At 71.2% G+C, this 18,796-nt stretch carries 18 protein-coding genes; 12 read left to right on the top strand and 6 right to left on the bottom strand.

Features of this window, described 5'->3' with window-relative positions; all coding sequences use genetic code 11:
* Positions 1 to 131: 131 nt before the first annotated feature.
* Complete coding sequence (locus tag ADL15_RS55115) at positions 132 to 1,493, bottom strand: MFS transporter (RefSeq protein ID WP_083970992.1); 1,362 nt, start codon at positions 1,491 to 1,493, stop codon at positions 132 to 134.
* Positions 1,494 to 1,608: 115 nt separating this feature from the next.
* Entirely contained in the window at positions 1,609 to 2,541 is a 933-nt protein-coding gene (locus ADL15_RS07750; protein ID WP_067686247.1) for a LysR family transcriptional regulator, read from the bottom strand.
* 110 nt (positions 2,542 to 2,651) lie between these two features.
* On the opposite strand from ADL15_RS07750, the gene ADL15_RS07745 reads away from it, so the two are divergent.
* The 5 genes from ADL15_RS07745 to ADL15_RS07725 are packed head-to-tail and all read left to right on the top strand — an operon-like array spanning position 2,652 to position 7,856.
* Complete coding sequence (locus ADL15_RS07745; RefSeq protein ID WP_067686244.1) at positions 2,652 to 3,842, top strand: FAD-dependent monooxygenase; 1,191 nt, start codon at positions 2,652 to 2,654, stop codon at positions 3,840 to 3,842.
* A gap of 56 nt (positions 3,843 to 3,898) precedes the next feature.
* On the top strand, positions 3,899 to 4,840 hold the full coding sequence (locus ADL15_RS07740) for a VOC family protein (protein ID WP_067686241.1): 942 nt from the start codon (positions 3,899 to 3,901) through the stop codon (positions 4,838 to 4,840).
* Positions 4,840 to 5,760 carry a fumarylacetoacetate hydrolase family protein gene (locus ADL15_RS07735; RefSeq protein WP_067686238.1) on the top strand — a complete coding sequence of 307 codons (921 nt, stop codon included), beginning with the start codon at positions 4,840 to 4,842 and terminating at the stop codon, positions 5,758 to 5,760. The genes ADL15_RS07740 and ADL15_RS07735 overlap by 1 nt, the downstream gene beginning before the upstream one ends.
* On the top strand, positions 5,761 to 6,903 hold the full coding sequence (locus ADL15_RS07730; RefSeq protein WP_067686235.1) for an alpha/beta hydrolase family protein: 1,143 nt from the start codon (positions 5,761 to 5,763) through the stop codon (positions 6,901 to 6,903).
* Entirely contained in the window at positions 6,900 to 7,856 is a 957-nt protein-coding gene (locus ADL15_RS07725) for a cyclase family protein (RefSeq protein ID WP_067686232.1), read from the top strand. The genes ADL15_RS07730 and ADL15_RS07725 overlap by 4 nt, the downstream gene beginning before the upstream one ends.
* A gap of 208 nt (positions 7,857 to 8,064) precedes the next feature.
* On the opposite strand, the gene ADL15_RS07720 is transcribed toward ADL15_RS07725, so the two are convergent.
* On the bottom strand, positions 8,065 to 8,376 hold the full coding sequence (locus ADL15_RS07720) for a DUF3817 domain-containing protein (protein WP_067686229.1): 312 nt from the start codon (positions 8,374 to 8,376) through the stop codon (positions 8,065 to 8,067).
* A 131-nt stretch (positions 8,377 to 8,507) separates the two neighbouring features.
* Between ADL15_RS07720 and ADL15_RS07715 the strand changes: the two genes are divergently transcribed.
* On the top strand, positions 8,508 to 9,077 hold the full coding sequence (locus tag ADL15_RS07715; RefSeq protein ID WP_067686226.1) for a helix-turn-helix domain-containing protein: 570 nt from the start codon (positions 8,508 to 8,510) through the stop codon (positions 9,075 to 9,077).
* Between the two features lie 79 nt (positions 9,078 to 9,156).
* Positions 9,157 to 9,339 carry a hypothetical protein gene (locus ADL15_RS07710; RefSeq protein WP_232343946.1) on the top strand — a complete coding sequence of 61 codons (183 nt, stop codon included), beginning with the start codon at positions 9,157 to 9,159 and terminating at the stop codon, positions 9,337 to 9,339.
* On the opposite strand, the gene ADL15_RS07705 is transcribed toward ADL15_RS07710, so the two are convergent.
* The gene (locus ADL15_RS07705) at positions 9,311 to 10,099 is read right to left on the bottom strand and encodes an SAM-dependent methyltransferase (protein ID WP_067686223.1); all 789 of its coding nucleotides are present in this window, start codon (positions 10,097 to 10,099) and stop codon (positions 9,311 to 9,313) included. The genes ADL15_RS07710 and ADL15_RS07705 overlap by 29 nt on opposite strands.
* Positions 10,100 to 10,179: 80 nt before the next feature.
* Between ADL15_RS07705 and ADL15_RS07700 the strand changes: the two genes are divergently transcribed.
* The 3 genes from ADL15_RS07700 (at position 10,180) to ADL15_RS07690 (ending at position 14,925) form a co-directional block, all read left to right on the top strand.
* Complete coding sequence (locus ADL15_RS07700; RefSeq protein ID WP_067686220.1) at positions 10,180 to 12,507, top strand: PAS domain-containing hybrid sensor histidine kinase/response regulator; 2,328 nt, start codon at positions 10,180 to 10,182, stop codon at positions 12,505 to 12,507.
* A 544-nt stretch (positions 12,508 to 13,051) separates the two neighbouring features.
* The gene (locus ADL15_RS07695; RefSeq protein WP_198170621.1) at positions 13,052 to 13,858 is read left to right on the top strand and encodes an SAM-dependent methyltransferase; all 807 of its coding nucleotides are present in this window, start codon (positions 13,052 to 13,054) and stop codon (positions 13,856 to 13,858) included.
* A gap of 80 nt (positions 13,859 to 13,938) precedes the next feature.
* Complete coding sequence (locus tag ADL15_RS07690; protein WP_067686213.1) at positions 13,939 to 14,925, top strand: malate dehydrogenase; 987 nt, start codon at positions 13,939 to 13,941, stop codon at positions 14,923 to 14,925.
* Between the two features lie 52 nt (positions 14,926 to 14,977).
* Here the strand turns inward: ADL15_RS07690 and ADL15_RS07685 are convergent, their stop codons facing one another.
* Positions 14,978 to 15,319 carry a cupin domain-containing protein gene (locus ADL15_RS07685; RefSeq protein WP_067686211.1) on the bottom strand — a complete coding sequence of 114 codons (342 nt, stop codon included), beginning with the start codon at positions 15,317 to 15,319 and terminating at the stop codon, positions 14,978 to 14,980.
* Between the two features lie 121 nt (positions 15,320 to 15,440).
* Here ADL15_RS07685 and ADL15_RS07680 point away from each other — a divergent pair, with 121 nt between their 5' ends.
* Positions 15,441 to 16,511 (top strand): sporulation protein, encoded by a 1,071-nt coding sequence (locus ADL15_RS07680; protein ID WP_067686208.1) that lies wholly within the window; start codon positions 15,441 to 15,443, stop codon positions 16,509 to 16,511.
* A gap of 124 nt (positions 16,512 to 16,635) precedes the next feature.
* Positions 16,636 to 17,532, top strand: a complete 897-nt coding sequence (locus tag ADL15_RS07675; RefSeq protein ID WP_067686205.1) for a TauD/TfdA dioxygenase family protein — start codon at positions 16,636 to 16,638, stop codon at positions 17,530 to 17,532.
* A 74-nt stretch (positions 17,533 to 17,606) separates the two neighbouring features.
* Here ADL15_RS07675 and ADL15_RS07670 read toward each other — a convergent pair whose 3' ends face one another.
* Positions 17,607 to 18,224 (bottom strand): hypothetical protein, encoded by a 618-nt coding sequence (locus ADL15_RS07670; RefSeq protein WP_067686250.1) that lies wholly within the window; start codon positions 18,222 to 18,224, stop codon positions 17,607 to 17,609.
* Positions 18,225 to 18,796 lie beyond the last annotated feature (572 nt).

The raw sequence follows: 18,796 nt of genomic DNA, 5'->3' as shown, positions 1-18,796 counted from the left end.
GATCTTGGAGGGCCTGGCTGGGGCGGGCCTTGACCGATGAGGCCTGGTGCGGCGAGCGGGAGCGGGCCTGGGCCGCTGTGCAGTGCCACGGTGCCAGGTCCTTGCTGAGCGGGGTGCGGATCTGGGTGGGGTCAGTCCTGGGTGATGTTGAGGGGGGTGGCGGAGCGGGGGACGATCAAGGGGGTGGCGGCGGCCAGGACGGCGGTGGCGAGGCCGAGGGTACCCAGGGCGGGGCGGAGGCCGCCGGTGGCTGCGGACAGGGCGGTGATCAGCAGTGGGGAGAGGAATTCGCCGATGAACAGGGTTCCGGTCCAGAGGCCGGTGCCGCGGCCGCGTTCGGCGAAGGTGAGGCTGTTGGTGGCCCAGGTCAGCAGGGTGGGCAGGAGCAGGCCGGTGCCGGCGCCGGTGAGTACCGCGCCGGTGGTGATCACCGGGATCCGGTCGGTGGCGGCGAGGACCAGCAAGCCGGCGGCGGCGAGTCCGAAAGCGATCGGCAGCAGGCGGCGGGGGGTCTGCGCGGAGAGTCTGGCGAAGGAGCCGGCGGCGAGCGCGGTGGCCAGGGACATCAGGGCGCTGAGGGCGCCGATGGTGGCGGTCGCGGTGACGCCGACCTCGTCGAGGACGAAGGAGAGTTCCACGATCAGGGCGTAGAAGACCACGCCGCCGGCCAGGGTGACCAGGCACGGAGTCCGCAGCCGGCGCCAGGGGAGCGGCGGGAGCCGCCGCACCGGAACCACAATCGCCGCACCGGCCGCACCGGCCGCACCGGCCGCACCGGCCGCACCGGCCGCACCGGCCGCACCGGCCGCACCGGCCGCACCGGCCGCACCGGCCGCACCGGGTGCGCTGAATGCGCCGGGTGTGGTGCTGTGGCCGGCCGGGGGGAGCGCAGGGGAGAGCGCGCCCGTGGTGCGGGATGGCTGCCAGATGAGCAGGGCCATCGGGACGGACAGGAGCAGGGCGACGGTGTAGAGCCAGAACGGGGTGCGCCAGCCGGAGCTGCCGAGCGCGCCGCCGAGCCCGAGGAAGACGGTCGCGGACAGCGAGGCGAGCAGGGTCTGCAGGCCCAGGTAGCGGCTGCGCCGCGGGCCGGACCAGTAGTCGGCGATCAGCGTGGTGCAGCAGGTCATGATGGCCGCTTCGCAGAGCCCGACCAGGACCCGGCTCGCGATGATCGCCGGGAGGGTGTCCAGGTAGAGCGGGGCGGTGCCGCAGATCGCGTAGCCGACCATCGCGGCGATCAGTAGTCGTTTCCGGTCGACGGCGTCCACGATGTAGCCGGCGAACGGAGCGGTCAGGCCGATGATCAGCGCGGGCACGGTGAGGACAATCGGTACCAGGACGCCGGCGCCGGCGACGCCGGTGAAGTGGTCGGTCATCTGGGGCAGGACCGGCGCGATGAGCACCGCGCCGAGGACCGACAGGCAGCTGCCGGCCAGCAGCAGCACGAGTTGGCCGGCGCCGGCGCGGCGCAGGGTGGCGGCTTCGGGCATGGACGGGCCCTCCAGGGGAGTGGTCGGAGAAGCCGGTGGTCCAGGTCACATCCGGCGGCCTGACTATGTGCGGCCGCGGGGCATCACGGAAGACCGCATCCGCTGATGACCACCATCAGCCGGACTGATGGCGGAGCGGGGCGGCCGCGGCCACGATCAGGGTGCGGAGCCAGGCGTGGGCCGGGTCGTTGCGGTACATCGGGTTCCACCAGAAGGCCTCGGCGACCGGGACCACATCGAACGGGCAGTCCAGGATCCGTACGCCGGTGACCGGGGCGAGCTGCCGGGCCAGCCGTTCCTGGATCAGCGCGACCCGCCGGGTGCCGGCGACCAGGAACGGCATCTGCGCGAACCCGTCCACCACCACGTCGACCCGGGCCTCGATGCCGAGCATCCGCAGCTGACGGGCGGCCGGCGCGAACGCGGTCGGCCGGTCGAAGATCGCCACCCAGGGGAGGGTGCCCAGCTGGTCGAGGGTCAGGGTGTCGCCGACCGACGGGTGGTCGTGGGACACGATGCACACCCAGCGGTCCTCGAACAGGTCCAGATAGGGCAGGTCGGTGACGAAGCCGTGCGGGATGATCAGCCCGTCCGCGGCGCGCAACGTGTCGGCCGCGTGGTCCACCGCGTACGGCGTGGTCTGCTCCAGCCGCAACCGGACGCCCGGCGCGAGCCGCCCGATCTCCCGGGCCACCAGCGGCGCCAGCACCGTCGCGGCGTAGTCCGAGATCACCAGGGTGAACTCGCGGTCGAGCCGGGACGGGTCGAACTCGGCGGTCGTCTCGAAGACCCGGCGCACCCCGGCGATGGCCGGCCCGGTCAGCGCCGCGACCCGGGCCGCGAGGGCGGTCAGCTCGTACCGGTTGCCGACCCGGGTGAGCAGCGGGTCGTCGAAGTGCCGGCGCAGCCGGGCGAGCGCGCCGCTGACCGCGGGCTGGCTGACCCCGAGGTGATCAGCGGTCCGGGTCACGTTCCGCTCGCGGAGCAGGGTGTCCAGCGTGATCAGCAGGTTCAGGTCGAGGTTGGCCATCAGCCGGTCGATCGCCATGCGGCCACTATAAGCACGGCCGATGGCTGCCATCACCAAGTCGACCTTCCGTAATACCCGGGCCGGGCCGGACAGTGGTCCCAGTCACACGAAACGGGAGGGAAACCGCCGTGCCTGCAGTCCGTAACGTTCTGGTCGTCGGGGGTGGCGCGGCCGGCGCCGCCGCCGCGATCCGGCTCGCCGAGGGTGGTGTCGCGGTCGACCTCGTCGACCTCAAGCCCGACGTCGCCGCGCTCGGTTCCGGGATCACCCTGCAGGGCAACGCCTTGCGCGTGCTGCGTGAGCTGGGCGTCTGGGAGCGGGTCCGGGCGCAGGGCGCGGCGTTCGACACGCTCGGGCTGCGCGCTCCGGACCCGGCCGGCACGCTGCTCGCCGAGCTCACCGACCTCCGCACCGGCGGTCCGGATCTGCCGGCCACCCTCGGCATGTACCGCCCCGCGCTCGCCCGGATCCTGATCGAGCGGGCCACCGAGGCCGGCGTCCGGGTCCGCTTCGGGACCGGACCGACAAGCCTGGTCCAGGACGGCGAGACGGTCGCGGTCACCTTCGGCGACGGTTCCCTTTTCCGGTACGACCTGGTCATCGGCGCCGACGGCATCCGTTCGTGGACCCGCGCCGCGATCGGCATCACCCTGGAGCCGCAGCCGGTCGGGATGGGCATCTGGCGCGCCTTCACCAGCCGTCCGGCCAGCGTGACCCGCACCGACCTGTACTACGGCGGCCCCTGCCACATCGCCGGCTACTGCCCGACCGGCCCGGACACGCTCTACGCCTACCTGGTCGAGGACGTCCAGGACCGGTCCGGGCTCAGCCCGGAGCAGGCCCTCGCCACGATGCGGGACCTGAGCGGGGCGTACCACGGGCCGTGGGACGACATCCGCGAGGTGCTCACCGATCCGCGCCGGGTGAACTACACCGCGTTCGAGAGTCACGTGCTCGACGGCCCGTGGCACCGGGGCCGGGTGGTGCTGATCGGCGACGCCGCGCACAGCTGCCCGCCGACCCTGGCCCAGGGCGCCGCCCAGGCCTTCGAGGACGCGTCGGTCCTGACCGAGCTGCTGCTCCGCGACGGCAAGGCGACCGGCGGCAAGGCGACCGGCGGCAAGGCGGCCGGCGGCAAGGCGGCCGGCGGCGAGGTGACCGACGAGCTGTGGTTGGAGTTCACCGCCCGCCGCCTGCCCCGCGCCCGCGAGGTCGTCGAGGCGTCCCTGCAACTGACCCGCTGGCTGCTGGCCCGCGAGCGCGGCGACGTCCCCGGCCTGATGGCCCGGATCGCGCACCTGGTCGCCGACCCCGCCTGAGCAGCGGCCGGTCCGCTGGACAAGAGAACCGCTCCCGCCTGAGAAGAGAGGACACCATGACCGACGAACGCCTCATCACCCACCTGCGGCACGTGGACCTGGCCGTGCCGGACTACGACCGGCAGCTCGGGTTCTACACCGGCATGTGGGGGCTGGACGCCGAGACCACCGACGAGGGCCTGGCGTTCCTGGCCGCGGCCGGCTCGCCCGAGCAGTACTCGGTGCGGCTGCGGCGGGCCGCCGAGAAACGGCTCGACCTGATCGCGTTCGGCGCGGCGAACCAGGCCGACGTGAACGCGCTCGCCGAGCGCCTCGGCCGGGCCGGGGTCACGCTGGTCACCGAGCCCGGGACCCTGCACACCCCGGGCGGCGGATACGGCTTCCGGTTCTTCGACCTGGACGGTCGTACCGTCGAAGTCTCCTGTGATGTCGCGGTCCGCAAGCACCGGAAGCTCGAAGAAGGCGAATCGGTCCCGGTCAAGCTCTCGCACGTGGTGATCAACTCGCCGAACCCGGAGGCGACCGTCCGGTTCTACGGCGAGCACCTCGGTTTCGCGCTCTCCGACACGCTCATGCATCCGCGGATGGGCGAGATGATGTGGTTCCTGCGGACCAACCGGTGGCATCACAGCCTGGCGATCGCTCGCGGACCGCACGTCGCCCTGCACCACGCGTCGTTCGAGCTGCGCGGCATCGACGAGTACATGCGCGGCACCGGCCGGCTGCTGCGCGGCGGGGTGGAGAAGGTGTGGGGGCCCGGCCGGCACCTTGCCGGGAACAACACGTTCAGCTACTTCCTCGACCCGCACGGGAACACCATCGAGTACACCACCGAGCTGGAAGAACTCGACGAGGACAGCTGGCATCCGCACCTGTACGACTTCTCCGACCCCACGGTCAGTGACCAGTGGGGAACGGCGAACCCGATGAACGAGTTCGTCGCCAAGCAGTCGTTCAACGACGTGGACCGCGGCGTGTTCGTCGCCCCGCCCGTCTGATGCGCCTGATCACTTACCGGCACGACGGCCGGATCGGAACGGGCATCCTGCAGAACGACCAGGTGCGACCGTTCGTCGGGGAACCTGCCATGACCCAGGTGATCGAGCAGGGGATCGGTGAGGTCGCGGACCAGGGAATACCCCTGGCGGACATCCAGCTCCTGGCGCCGCTGCGACCCACCTCGATCCGAGATTTCGTGGCGTTCGAGGAGCACGTCGAGGGCGTCCGGCGCAGCATCGACGGCGCGACCGGCGTGCCGGAAGCGTGGTACGACGCGCCGGCCTTCTACTTCACCAACCCGCACGCGATCTACGGCCCGGACGACGACGTGCCGTTCCCGGCCGCGTCGGTGGCCCGGGACTTCGAGCTGGAGGTGGCCGCGATCGCCGGCCCGGACCGGACGATCTTCGGGTACACGATCTTCAACGACTGGTCGGCGCGTGACCTGCAGAGCCGGGAGATGACGATCAATCTCGGTCCGGCCAAGGGCAAGGACTTCGCGAGCAGCCTCGGCCCGTGGATCGTGACCGCCGACGAGCTGTCGCCGTACGAAAAAGACGGTTTTCTCGATCTGTGGTGCTCGGCGTCGGTGAACGGGACCGAGGTGGGGCGGGACCTGCTCAGCAACATGGGCTGGACGTTCGAGGCGATGCTCGCGCACGCCGCCCGGGACAGCGTGGTGCGGCCCGGTGACGTGCTCGGCTCCGGGACGGTCGGCAACGGCGGATGCCTGGCCGAGCTGTGGGGCCGTAACGGACGCCAGGCGCCGCCACCGCTGACCGACGGCGACGTGGTGACGCTGACGGTCGAGGGGATCGGCAGCCTGACCAATCGGATCATTTCCGGCCCTGAGCACGGTCCGGCGGTGCCCGCGCGGCGCCGCGACCCGGCCCGGGCGCGACACGAGAGGCAGCACTGAATGTTCGAGTACTTCCCCGGCAACTACGTCTGGAACCTGGGCGTGGTCGCCACCCTGAACAGCGGCGGCCTGATCGACGAGGTGGACCGCGCCTGCCGCCCGATCCGCGAACTCGCCGCACAGGGCGCGGACGTCGGCACCGCCGAGTTCATGGCCTCGTGGGCCGCGGTCGCGGAGGATCTGGCGACGCAGGCGGCGGCCGACGAGGCGGCCGGGCACCCGCGCACCGCCGGGCAGAAATATCAGCGGGCCACCAACTACCTGGCGCAGGCCGAGCGGATGCAGAGTGCCAAGGCACCCGGCCGCCGGGCCTTCTACCAGCGACTTCTCGACCTGCAGCAGAAGGCGTTCGATCTGGGCGACCCGGCCACCACGCGCGTCGCGGTGCCGTTCGAGGGCGCGCTGCTCCCGGCGTACTTCACCAGGGCCGCCGTCGACGGGCCGGCGCCGACCGTGATCCTGTGGAACGGGCTCGACTCGACCAAGGAGCACATGTACGCGTCCGGTTTCGCCCACGAGATGGCCGCGCGCGGCGTGCACACGCTGATGGTGGACTGCCCGGGCAGCGGGGAGGCGCTGCGGTTCCTCGGCCTGACCGCCCGGGTGGAGACCGAGGACTGGGCCGCGGCCTGCGTCGACTACCTGCTGACCCGCGACGACGTGGCCGCCGGGAAGATCGGGCTGGTCGGGTGGTCACTCGGCGGCTACTACGCGCCGCGGGCCGCCGCGTTCGAGAAGCGGCTCGCGCTCTGCGTGGCCTGGGGCGCCAACCACGACTGGGGTGCCGTGCAGAAGCGCCGGCTGCAGCGCGAGGGCGAGAACCCGGTACCGCACTACTGGGACCACGTGCTCTGGGTGTGGGGCGAGAACGACGTGGACACGTTCATCACGAAGGCCGCGGCGGTCAACCTGGACGGCGTGGTCGAGCAGATCACCGTCCCGTTCCTGATCACGCACGGGGCGAACGACCGGCAGATCCCGGTCGAGTACGCGCACCGCTCCTACGAGCAGGCGGTGAACGCGCCACGGCGGGACCTGCGGATCTTCACGGCGGCCGAGGGCGGGGCCGAGCACATTGGGCTCGACCACTTCGCGCACGTGCAGACGTACATCGCGGACTGGATCGGGGACGTGTTCCGGTGAGGGACGCCGAAGCCGCCATCGCCGCGGCCGCCGGGCGCTGCTCGAACTGGGGCCGGTGGGGTGCACAGGACGTACAGGGAACGATGAACTTCCTGACCCCGGACCTCCGCAAGCATGCCGCGGGCCTGGTGCGGCGCGGTGTGTCCTTCTCGTTGTCGCAGTCGTTCGACGCGAACGGCCCGCAGAAGGGCTGGCGGCGCCGGACCAACCCGGTGCACACCATGCTGGACACCGGAACCGACGCGGTCGCCGGCGTGCAGGGGTTCCCGCACGGGCTCGGCGGCGCCGACGACGTGATCTCCATGCCGCTGCAGTGCTCCACGCAGTGGGACGGTCTCGGGCACATCTTCGACCACGGCCGTGCCTGGAACGGCCGGCCCGCCGAGACGGTGGTGACCAGCCTGGGCGACGGCGTCACCGGGATCGAGACGGTGGCGTCGGTGATCGCCGGGCGCGGCGTGCTGCTCGACGTCGGCCGCGCACTGGGCCGCGACGGCGAACTGCCGGACGGCTTCGCCATCACGGAACAACACCTGGTGGAGACGATCGCCGCGCAAGGCCCGACGTCCGCTGTAGGTCGCGGTGACATCGTTCTGGTACGGACGGGCCAGCTGTCCCGGGCCCGCCGCGACGGGTGGGGCGACTACGCCGGTGGGGCGGCGCCCGGTCTCTCCTTCACCACTGCCGACTGGCTGCACCGCACCGAGATCGCCGCCGTCGCGACCGACACCTGGGGCTTCGAGGTGCGGCCGAACGAGTTCGACGACGCGTTCCAGCCGCTGCACCAGGTGGCGATCCCGCACATCGGCCTGTTCCTCGGCGAGATGTGGGACCCGGACGCGCTCGCGGCCGACTGCGCGCAGGACGGGGTGTACGAGTTCTGGCTGACCGCCGCGCCGTTGCCGATCACCGGGGCGGTGGGCAGCCCGGTGAACCCGATCGCGGTGAAGTAGCGCCGACGACATCGGTTCGCTGATCGGGGCCGCGCACGACGAGGTGTCCCCCCCATCAGGGCCCCTCGGAGTGCTGTCGCCCCGGCCCGGCCGATCGCGGATTTCCGCCGCCCGTGGCTGCCCGCGGTGCCATCGCCGGCCGGCTCACCGCGTATCGGGAAAAGGGCCGGCGGCGGAGCGCGGTCTGGAGCCGGGAAATGACGGCGGGTCAGACGGGGGCGGGCTCGGCGACCGGGGAGCGGCGCCTGGTGACCCAGCGTTCGAAGAGCAGGGTGGTCAGCGGGGGGATCGAGGCGGCCAGGGCGAAACCGGTCCGCCACAGGGACCACCGCTCGGTGCGGGCCACCCACAGCGTCGCCACCAGGTAGGCCACGAACAGCGCGCCGTGCACCCGCCCGAACAGCCAGACGCCCGCGTCGGTGGTGTGTGAGACGTGTTTGAGGTACATCCCGACCAGCAGGCCGGTCCACGAGAACGCCTCGGCGACCGCGGTCACCCGGAACACCCGGAACGCTTGCACCCGCGCCCCCTTTCGGTTGATCGGCCCCGGACGCTACCGGTCCCTGGTTGAGCGTTTCCTGGCAACGCGGGTTGTCCACAGGCCGGAGATCTGTGGATCACTATCAGCCAGAGAAGATCTACATTCCTGGCATGTCGCTGCAAACGCATCGAAGCCACACCGGGCCCGGCGGGAACCGCCCGGTGCTGGCGCCACATCTGCAAGAGGTCATTGAATCTCTTGCCGCCGGAGAGACCGCTCGGGAGATGGCAGCCCGTTTGTGCATCTCACCGAACACCGTCAAATCCCGGCTGAAGACGCTGTATCAGCAACTCGGCGCCCGCGACCAGGCACACGCGGTCGCGATCGGATTCCGGATCGGCGTGCTCGGAGCGACCGGCGGGGCTCCGCCGGTCCGTGAACGGCCGGACGACCGGAGACAGCCGGTGCTGATCGGCAGCCTCGACCCGGAGGGTCTCCGGGACACCATCGCCGACCTGTCGGCCCTGCTCCGGATCGTGGAGCGGGTCCGATTCCCAGGTGGGCCCGTTCCATCGGAGGAGGTGACCTCACCGGATGTGACCGAGCACCTGCTCCGGCAGGTGGGAGAGTTGGCCGGCCGCCCCGACGGCGACCCGCGGGACGCACTGGCCCGGATCGCCGAGATCGCGGCGGCCGCTGTTACCGGCGCCGATCCGGGCGCCGGGTCGCGGCGCCGCTGATAATGGACGGGTGGGTGATCTTCCGGTGGATCGGATGCGTCCCTGTCGTCGTTGCGGTCACCCGACCAGGGTGGACCGGATGGTGCAGGGCTACGGGCGCAACTGTGCCGCCGCGCTGGGCCTGATCGGCGGCACGGTGGACACCGGCCACACCGGGCCGGACCTGCTCGATCTGCTCGAGATCGAGCCGGAGGACTGCTGCGACGGGTGGGACCGCCCCGCCGACAGCGACGTCACCGGCGGCCGACGCCGACCAGGGTGAGAAACGTGGCCGGGTTCTCGACCGGCTCGTCGTCCGGATCGGGATGCCACCTCGGCCCGTGCACCACCCCTGGCGCCACCAGCTCCCATCCGTCGAACAACGCGGCGAACTGCCGTTCGTCGCGCGGCACGAGCGGGGTACCGGTCCGGTTGTAGAGGTCGGCGACCCGGTCCACCGCCGCCGGATCGGCCCCGCCGGTCGCGTGCGAGACCGCCAGCAGGCTCCCCGGCGCGACCGCCTCGCGATAGCCGCTCAGCGCCGCGTCCAGAACCGCGCCGTCCGGGATGAAGTGCAGCACCGCGAACATCAGGATCGCGGTCGGCTGCCCGAGATCGATCACCGCTCGCAGCCCCGGATCGGCGAGCACCGCACCCGGCTCCCGCAGATCGCCCAGCACCACCACGGTGCGCGGGTCGTCGCCGAGCAGCTCGCGGGCGTAGAGCACCGCGGTCGGGTCGACGTCGACGTAGGCGACCCGGGCGCCCGGGTCGGCTGCGAGCGCGACCTCGTGGGTGTTGCCCTCGGTCGGGATGCCCGAGCCCAGGTCGACGAACTGCCGGACGCCGTGCGCCACCGCGTGGCGGACCACCCGGTGCAGGACCGCCCGGTTGGCGCGGGCGATGGCGCCGATCTCCGGCACGAACTCCATGATCCGGCCGGCCACCGACCGGTCGACGGCGAAGTTGTGCGTGCCACCGAGGAGCGCGTCGTACACGCGGGCGGAACTGGGCCGGTTGGGATCGATCGGCGGGGTGCGCATCCACGGAAGATGCCCCGAATCGACCGGAGTCATACGCGGAATTACCGAAATGAGTTACTTTAGGGGTGGAGGGGACGGGTGTGGAGTCACACAATGAGCTGCCGGGGCTCCTGATCGACACCGCCCCGGACGCGATCATCGTCAGCCGTTCGGACGGCGTCATCACGACGGCCAACCGCCGGGCACACGACATGTTCGGCTACCCGGCCGGCACCCTCGTCGGCGTCTCCGTCGACGTGCTGGTGCCGGACGAGGTGCGCTTCAAGCATCCGGCCCAGCGGGTCTCGTACCTCTCCGGTGGCCACCCGCCGCTGCGCCGCCTGCCGCTGCGTGGGCTGCGCCGCGACGGCACGGTCTTCCCGGTCGAGGTCTCGCTGTCCGCGGTCGCCGTGCCGCAGGTCGACGGCGACGCCGCCGGCGCCGAGACGTACGTGACCGCCGTGCTCCGGGACGACACCGCGCAACGCCAGGCCGCCGCCACCCGCGCCCTGCTCGCCTCGATCGTCCAGTCCTCGCACGACGCGATCGTCACCACCGACGTCGACGGCCGGGTGCTGTCCTGGAACCCCGGCGCCGAGCTGCTCTACGGCTTCCCGGCCACCGCGATGATCGGGACGTCGATCGACGAGATCATCCCGCCGGACCGGCGCGCCGACGAGGCGCAGATCCGTCTGCTGGTCCGGCTCGGCGGCCGGGTGGACCGCTACCGGTGCACCCGGGTCAGCGCGTCCGGCCAGCCGATCGCGGTCTCCATGCTGGTCTCCCCGCTGCTCGACGAGGCCGGTGCGCTGGTCGGCACGACCAGCACGGCCCGTGACATCAGCGAGCGTGAGCGGGCCGAGGCCCGGGTCCAGGCGATCCTCGACGCGGCACCGGACGCGCTGCTCGGCGTCGCCGAGTCCGGCGAGGTGGTGCTGGTCAACGCGGAGGCCGAGCGGCTGTTCGGCCATCCCCGGCACGACCTGATCCACATGCTGGTGTCCCGGCTGCTGCCGGACGGGCTGCCGCCGGTCTCCGCGGTGCTGCGCACCGGCGGGGACTCCACGCCGCTGGACACCGTACGGACCGGTGACGGCGAGCAGCGCTGGGTCAAGCGCCGGGCGGTCCGCAGCGACGGCAGCACGTTGCCGGTCGACATCGCCTGCAGCGCCCTGCACACCGACACCGGCACGGTGATCGTGGCCGCGGTCCGGGACATCACCGACCGGCTGGCCATCGAGGCCGAGCGGCGCCGGCTGCGCGAGGAGACCGACCGGCAGAAGCTGGAGGCCCGGATGCAGCAGACCCAGCGGCTGGAGAGCCTGGGCCAGCTGGCCGGCGGCATCGCGCACGACTTCAACAACCTGCTCGCGGTGATCCTCAACTACGCGGCGTTCATCATCGAGGACGCGGCCGGCACCCCACCGGCCGCGGACGCCGAGCAGATCGCCCGGGCCGCCCGGCGCGGCAGCGACCTCACCCACCAGCTGCTCGCCTTCGCCCGGCGTGAGGTGATCCGGCCCCGGCCGCTGGACCTCAACGCGGTGGTCACCGAGGTGCACCAGATGCTTGACCGCTCGCTGGGCGAGCACATCACCCTGACCGTACGCACGACCGACGCGCTGCCGGCCGTGATGGCCGACCCGGGCCAGCTGGAGCAGGTGCTGGTGAACCTGGCGGTGAACGCCCGGGACGCGATGCCGAGCGGCGGCCGGCTCACCGTCGACACCGCCGAGGTGTGCGTCGACGAGGAGCACTCGGCCGCCCGGGCCGGGCTCAGCCCCGGGCGGTACCTGCGGCTGCGCGTCTCGGACACCGGCACCGGCATGCCCCAGGACGTGATCGACAAGGCGTTCGAGCCGTTCTTCACCACCAAGCCCAGCGGCCAGGGCACCGGTCTCGGCCTGGCCACCGTCTACGGCATCGTCACCCAGGCCGGCGGCACCGTGCGGATCTACTCCGAGCCGGGCATCGGCACCACGTTCACGATCCTGCTGCCGGTCACCGACGTGCAGGCGCAGCGGATCGTCCCGGAGGAGGTCATCGCCGGGCTGGCCGGGCACGGCGCGACCGTGCTGGTGGTCGAGGACGAGGACGCGCTGCGCGAGGTGACCTGCCGGATCCTGCGCCGCGGCGGGTACACCGTGCTGGCCGCGAACGGCGGCGAGCAGGCGCTCCGGGTGGCTGCCGAGAACAGCATCGATGTGCTGCTCACCGACGTGGTCATGCCGGGGATGCTGGGCAAGGACCTGGCGGACGCGATAAGCACCCGGTACCCGCGGACCAAGGTGCTGTTCATGTCCGGTTATGCCCAGCCGGTGCTCACCGACCACGGCACCCTGTCGGTCGACGTGCACCTGCTGGAGAAGCCGTTCACCAGCGCCGAGCTGATGCGCGCGCTGCACGACGAGCTGCAAGCCAAGCCCTGAGGGCGGTCGTCGCGCCCGGCCGTGCCGACGATGCCCAGGCAGCCGCAGACCGCGAGCACCGCCGCGACCATCAGCAGCGCCACCGCCAGTGCCAGACCCGGGTACCGCTGTGGTGGCGGCCCGAGCGCGCCGTGCAGGAAGGCCAGCAGGGGAGCGCGGTACTCCAGCTCGGTGGTCCGGCCCGGCAGGGCGACGACGGTGGTCTCGGCCCCGCCGAGCCGGGACGGCAGCAGGTACGGCACGTGCACGTGCACGTGGTGCTCGCCGAGCGCCACCGGGGTGGACACCCGTCCCCAGCCGGCCGGCACGCCGCGCCCGTCGATCTCGAGCACCGGGGTGAAGAGGCCGAGCAGGAAGGCGGGCGGCGCGTACCGCAGGGTGACCGCGATGGTCGCGCCGCCGTCCCCGCGCGCCGGGTCGAGCGGCGGGAAGCCGGGGGAGGAGGGCCGGTACGGCGGCGCGAGGATGGCCACGCTGCAGGATAAGCCCGCGAGCCCGCTCTTCGTGTCCACAGTGGAGATCGATCATGGGCGATCCGGCTAGGATGGCCCGCGTGACGAGCGACCAGGTGGATCCGCACACCGTCTCCCCGGCCCGCCGCTGGAACTACTGGCTCGGCGGCAAGGACCACTACCAGGTCGACCGGGACTCCGGTGACCAGATCGCGGCGGTGTACCCGGCGGTGTGGACGGCGGCGAAACAGGGCCGGGCGTTCCACAACCGGGCGGTCCGGTACCTGGCCGCCGAGGCCGGGATCCGCCAGTTCCTGGACATCGGCACCGGCCTGCCCGCGCCCGGCAACACGCACGAGGTGGCACAGCAGGTCGCACCGGACGCCAAGGTCGTCTACGTCGACAACGACCCGATGGTGCTGGCGCACGCCCGGGCGCTGATGATCGGCGGCACCACCACGTACGTCGACGCCGACCTGCGCGACCCGGAGAAGATCCTGCGGGCCGACGAGCTGACCGCCACCCTCGACCTGTCCCAGCCGGTCGGCATCCTGCTGATCAACGTGCTGCACTTCATCGCCGACGACGAGCAGGCCCGCTCCGCGATCGGCGCCCTGCTGGACGCGGTCGTCCCGGGCAGCCACCTGGTCGCCACGGTCGGTACCCGGGACTTCGTGCCGCCGGAGGTGTCGGCGCGGATCCTGGCCGCACAGGACTCCGGCCGGGCCGAGCTCTGGCCGCGGGACCGGGCCGGTTTCGCCCGCTTCTTCGACGGCCTGGACCTGGTCGAGCCGGGCATCACCGCGGTGTGCGACTGGCGGCCCGACCGGGAGGACCGGCCGCAGCCGATCGAGGTGTCCTCGTACGGCGCGGTCGGCCGGAAACCGTCACACCGGTAGGCGTCCGCGTCATCGTTCCGTAACGCGAGGGATAGAGTCCGTTCGGGTGCCGATATGCCTCAACCTCGGGAGACAAACTCATGACTAAGACACCGGTCACCGTCACCGTGACGGGCGCAGCCGGCCAGATCGGCTACGCGCTGCTGTTCCGCGCCGCCTCCGGCGCTCTGCTCGGCCCGGACGTGCCGGTACGCCTGCGCCTGCTGGAGATCCCCGCCGCGGCCCGCGCCGCCGAGGGTGTCGCGCTGGAGCTCGAAGACGGCGCGTTCCCGCTGCTCGACGGCGTCGACGTGTTCGACGACCCGAAGGCCGCGTTCGACGGCGTCAACGTGGCGCTGCTGGTCGGCGCCCGCCCGCGTACCAAGGGCATGGAGCGGGGCGACCTGCTCGAGGCGAACGGTGGCATCTTCAAGCCGCAGGGTGCCGCGATCAACTCGGGCGCCGCGTCCGACGTGCGGATCCTGGTCGTCGGCAACCCGGCCAACACCAACGCCCTGATCGCGCAGAGCCACGCGCCGGACGTGCCGGCCGACCGCTTCACCGCGATGACCCGGCTCGACCACAACCGCGCCCTGGGTCAGCTCGCCAAGAAGCTGAACACGCCGGTCGGCGACCTGCGCAAGGTCACCATCTGGGGCAACCACTCGGCCACCCAGTACCCGGACGTCTTCCACGCCGAGGCCGCCGGCCGCCCGGTCAAGGACCTGGTCGACCAGGCCTGGATCGCCGACGAGTTCATCCCGCGGGTCGCCAAGCGCGGCGCCGAGATCATCGAGGTCCGGGGCGGGTCCTCGGTCGCCTCCGCCGCCTCGGCCGCGATCGACCACGTGCACACCTGGGTCAACGGCACCGCCGAGGGCGACTGGACGTCGGCCGCGATCGTCTCCGACGGTTCCTACGGTGTCCCGGCCGGCCTGATCTCGTCGTTCCCGGTCGTCGCGAAGGACGGCAAGTGGGAGATCGTCCAGGGCCTGGAGATCAGCGAGTTCTCCCGCGCCCGGATCGACGCCTCGGTGGCGGAGCTCCAGGAGGAGCGCACCGCTGTCCAGGGTCTCGGCCTGATCTGATTTCTGATCGTACGAACGGGCGGCTCCTCCGGCGAGGGGCCGCCCGTTCGGGTCAGACGCCGGTGACGTAGAGCTTGCGCAGCGGCTCGGTCACGGTCCAGACCGTCGTCGTGCCCTCGGCCAGGCGCACCAGGTCACCCGGCCCCACCGCGTACGTCTCGCCGCCGGTCGCGATCGTCGCCCGGCCGGACAGCACCAGGAACGCCTCCTCGGCCTCCACGTCCCGGACCGCGCCGGCGCTCATCTCCCAGATCCCGGCCTCCACGCCCAGACCGTCGAGTGTGGTGACGGTGACCGCCCCGGTGGTCGGCGCGCCGGCCACCACCTCGTCCGGGTGAACCGGCTCGTGGGGGACGACGACATCGGCGAGGCTGTAGACCGTTACTGGCTCCATGACCTTGCACGATAGTCGTACGCTGCCTGCAAGATCGCCTGGCTGAAGGCCTTCTCAGCGTTCATTCAGGCGGCGTTGTTAGTTTTCCGAGGAAATCGGGCTGACGCACAGGAGAGGCATCGTGGTGTTCAAGAAGTTGCTGGGCGCGATGGGAGTCGGTGGCCCCACCGTCGACACCGTGCTGGCCAACCCGAGCACATATCCGGGCGCTCCGCTGACCGGTCAGGTCAACCTGGTCGGGGGCACGAACGACGCCGACATCGAGCACATCACGCTCGCCCTGGTCACCCGGATGGAGGTCGAGGGCGGTGGCGGCGACTACTCGGCCACCGGTGACTTCTACCGGCTGACCGTGAGCGGTCCGATGCGCCTGCACGCCGGCCAGCAGCTGGCGATCCCGTTCCGGATCGACATGCCGTGGGAGACCCCGGTGACGACGGCGTACGGGCAGCAGCTGCGCGGCATGGTGATGGGCGTGCGCACCGAGGTGTCGATCGCGCGGGCGCTGGACAAGGGTGACCTCGACCCGGTCTACGTGCACCCGCTGCCGATCCAGCAGCGCATCCTGGACGCGTTCAACCAGCTCGGCTTCCGCTTCAAGTCGGCCGACCTGGAGCACGGTCAGATCTACGGCGTGCACCAGACCCTCCCGTTCTACCAGGAGATCGAGTACTGGCCCGCCTCGCAGTACGCGCACGCCGTCAACGAGGTCGAGCTGACGTTCGTGACCAGCCCGCACCAGGTCGAGGTGGTGCTGGAGTTCGACAAGCGCGGCGGCCTGTTCCACAGCGGCCAGGACACGTACGGGCGGTACACGGTCTCCCACAACGACGCGGACACCACCGACTGGCGTTCCGTCGTCGACGGCTGGGTCCGCCAGGCCGTCGACCAGCACAAGTCCCGCCCGGGCTACGGCGCCCCCGGCGGCCACGGGGCGTACGGCGCCCCCGGCTACCCGCCGCCCCCGCCGCCCGGCTACGGCCAGCCGGCCTACGGGCACGGTGGCGGCCATGGCGGCGGTCACGGTGGTGGGTACGGGCACCACGGCCACTACCGCGGCGGTCACGGCCACGGCGGTCACGGCAGCGGCCTGGGCGGCGCGGCGCTCGGCGCGGTCGGTGGCCTGGCGGCCGGCTACTTCATCGGCGAGGCGGTCGAGGACGTCTTCGAGGACTTCGGCGGCGACGACTGACCGGTAGGTCCTGAAAAGGGTGGGAGCGCCACGGTGCTCCCACCCTTTTCCGCTCCCATATCCCACTCGCTCGATGGGAAATGTATAAACTGGGGGGACTGACGTAGCCAGAAGGGATCTCGACATGAGCATCGACATCACGCGCATCGGTGGCCGGATCGGAGCCGAGGTGTCCGGCGTCGACCTCACCGCCCCGGTGGACGAGGTCGCCGCCAAGGAGATCCACGACGCCCTGGTCGAGCACAAGGTGCTGGTCTTCCGCGGTCAGCACCTCGACGACGACCAGCACCAGCGCTTCGCCACGATCTTCGGCACGCTGACCCTGGCCCACCCGACCGTCCCGTCCGTCGACGGTCAGGCCAACGTCCTCGAGGTGGCCGCCGGCCCCGGCGCCCGGGCAAACGCCTGGCACACCGACGTCACGTTCGTGGTCGCCCCGCCCAAGGCCACCACCCTGCGCAGCCTGGTCATCCCGCCCTACGGCGGCGACACGCTGTTCTCCAACACCGCGGCCGCCTACGCCGATCTCCCCGACCACCTGCGGTTCCTGGCCGACCGGCTGTGGGCCGAGCACTCCAACGAGTACGACTACGCCGAGCACCCGCAGTTCCGCTCCGCCGAGGTCGACGACTACCAGAAGGTCTTCGCGTCCGTCCGGTACCGCACCGCCCACCCGGTGGTCCGCGTCAATCCGGATTCCGGCGTGCCGAACCTTTTCATCGGCAATTTCGTCACGAGCCTCATCGGCCTTTCCAAAACCGAGTCCCGGGACATTCTGCGACTCCTGCAGTATTACGTCACCCGGCCGGAGAACACGCTGCGCCACACATGGCAGGTCGGCGATCTGGTGGTCTGGGACAACCGCAGCACCCAGCACTACGCCGCCGACGACTACGGTGACCTGGCCCGCAAGCTGCACCGGGTCACCGTGGCCGGCGACGTCCCGGTCGGACCGGACGGCACCAAGAGCTACATTCTCGAAGGCGACGAGGCGACCCACTACACGCCTCAGGTCCAATAACAAAACATTTTCATGGTACGAATACAGAAGTCGCCGCCCGTGTCATGCGCCCCCGGGCGGCGCCTTCCCGGCGGTCAGAGGATCGCCTGGGCGCTGCTCTGCTCGGACAGTTTGCGGGCCTCGTGCACGCCGGCCATCAGCTCGTCCCACTCGGGATCCTCGCGGAACCGGGCCATCGTGATCCGGCTCGCCGAGCGTGCCGACGTGTACTCCCACCACGCCGCCACCCGGACCGGCCAGAGCCCGACCCGCACGGCGCCGGCCAGGAAGCAGCGGTGCGCGGTCAGCGTGGCGGCGAGCACCTCCGGCCCCAGCTCGATGTCCGGGTCGTCGAGCGCCGCGCCGAGCGCCCGCACGTCCCGGTGCATCTCGGAATACCCGATCAGGCTGGGCATGGCCGGCACCAGCAACTCGTCCTCGGGGTCGATCAGATCGTCGGCGTAGGCCGGGGTGAAGACCACGTCGTCCACGGTCACGATGAGCGGGAGCGACTCGTGCTTGCGCCGCAGATCGATCTGGACGGCCGGGGCGCCGGTCGGCACGTGCACCCAGTCCGCGTCCAGCACGTCGCGGAACGGGATGCGGAGGGTGTCGCCGAGAGCGGGCATGTGCACCGTGACGAGTCCGGGGCCGGCCTCCACCTCGGTGCCAGGGATCTCCCGCAGCATCTCGGCCAACTCGTATGTGCGCATGTGCTGGTTATACGCCAGCGGCGCACCCGGCGCGCGCCCGTCCAACCCGGCTCGTTCCGGCCGGTCCCACGGCCCTCCGCAGGCTTCACCCTTTGGTGTGACCGCCGTCTCAGTGTGTCGGCTTGGTGTTGTCCGGGTGGCCGGGTAATGTTTTCCGAGCCGCCAGGGTGACGGGCGAGCGAACGAGACCTGTGAAGGGCTCGGAGCGGCCGTCCTGACGGAAATCCTCCAAGATCTGACGATCTAGCATCGTGCGCTTTTTGGGTGGGTGCTGCTCACTATTTCTCGGTGTCGGTTGAATTCGGGTTGCGAAACACGGATTTGACGAAACGAGAATGGCGAGTAAAGTAGTCCAAGTGCCCCGGGGAACGGGCCGCGAGAGCGGAACGGTTCAAGGTGTGCGGTTGTTCTTTGAGAACTCAACAGGGTGCTTAATAAGCCAGTGCCAATAATGGCATTACCTCGGCCTGTCCTTCGGGGATGGGTGGAGAATTCCTTTGGCAACATTTGTTTGTTGCCGGGACGCTTTTCCAAAGATTTTGTTGGAGAGTTTGATCCTGGCTCAGGACGAA

Origin of the sequence: Actinoplanes awajinensis subsp. mycoplanecinus (assembly GCF_001509495.1) — a bacterium.
Taxonomy (GTDB): domain Bacteria; phylum Actinomycetota; class Actinomycetes; order Mycobacteriales; family Micromonosporaceae; genus Actinoplanes; species Actinoplanes palleronii.
This window is presented reverse-complemented; position numbering and strand designations above follow the sequence as displayed.

Coding starts and splice junctions, on each gene's coding strand:
- ADL15_RS07685 (WP_067686211.1), bottom strand. CDS start 15,319: ATGGAGCCAGTAACGGTCTACAGCCTCGCCGATGTCGTCGTCCCCCAC.
- ADL15_RS07695 (WP_198170621.1), top strand. CDS start 13,052: ATGGCCCGCGTGACGAGCGACCAGGTGGATCCGCACACCGTCTCCCCG.
- ADL15_RS07690 (WP_067686213.1), top strand. CDS start 13,939: ATGACTAAGACACCGGTCACCGTCACCGTGACGGGCGCAGCCGGCCAG.
- ADL15_RS55115 (WP_083970992.1), bottom strand. CDS start 1,493: ATGCCCGAAGCCGCCACCCTGCGCCGCGCCGGCGCCGGCCAACTCGTG.
- ADL15_RS07715 (WP_067686226.1), top strand. CDS start 8,508: ATGTCGCTGCAAACGCATCGAAGCCACACCGGGCCCGGCGGGAACCGC.
- ADL15_RS07735 (WP_067686238.1), top strand. CDS start 4,840: ATGCGCCTGATCACTTACCGGCACGACGGCCGGATCGGAACGGGCATC.
- ADL15_RS07710 (WP_232343946.1), top strand. CDS start 9,157: ATGGTGCAGGGCTACGGGCGCAACTGTGCCGCCGCGCTGGGCCTGATC.
- ADL15_RS07740 (WP_067686241.1), top strand. CDS start 3,899: ATGACCGACGAACGCCTCATCACCCACCTGCGGCACGTGGACCTGGCC.
- ADL15_RS07670 (WP_067686250.1), bottom strand. CDS start 18,224: ATGCGCACATACGAGTTGGCCGAGATGCTGCGGGAGATCCCTGGCACC.
- ADL15_RS07750 (WP_067686247.1), bottom strand. CDS start 2,541: ATGGCGATCGACCGGCTGATGGCCAACCTCGACCTGAACCTGCTGATC.
- ADL15_RS07675 (WP_067686205.1), top strand. CDS start 16,636: ATGAGCATCGACATCACGCGCATCGGTGGCCGGATCGGAGCCGAGGTG.
- ADL15_RS07730 (WP_067686235.1), top strand. CDS start 5,761: ATGTTCGAGTACTTCCCCGGCAACTACGTCTGGAACCTGGGCGTGGTC.
- ADL15_RS07705 (WP_067686223.1), bottom strand. CDS start 10,099: ATGCGCACCCCGCCGATCGATCCCAACCGGCCCAGTTCCGCCCGCGTG.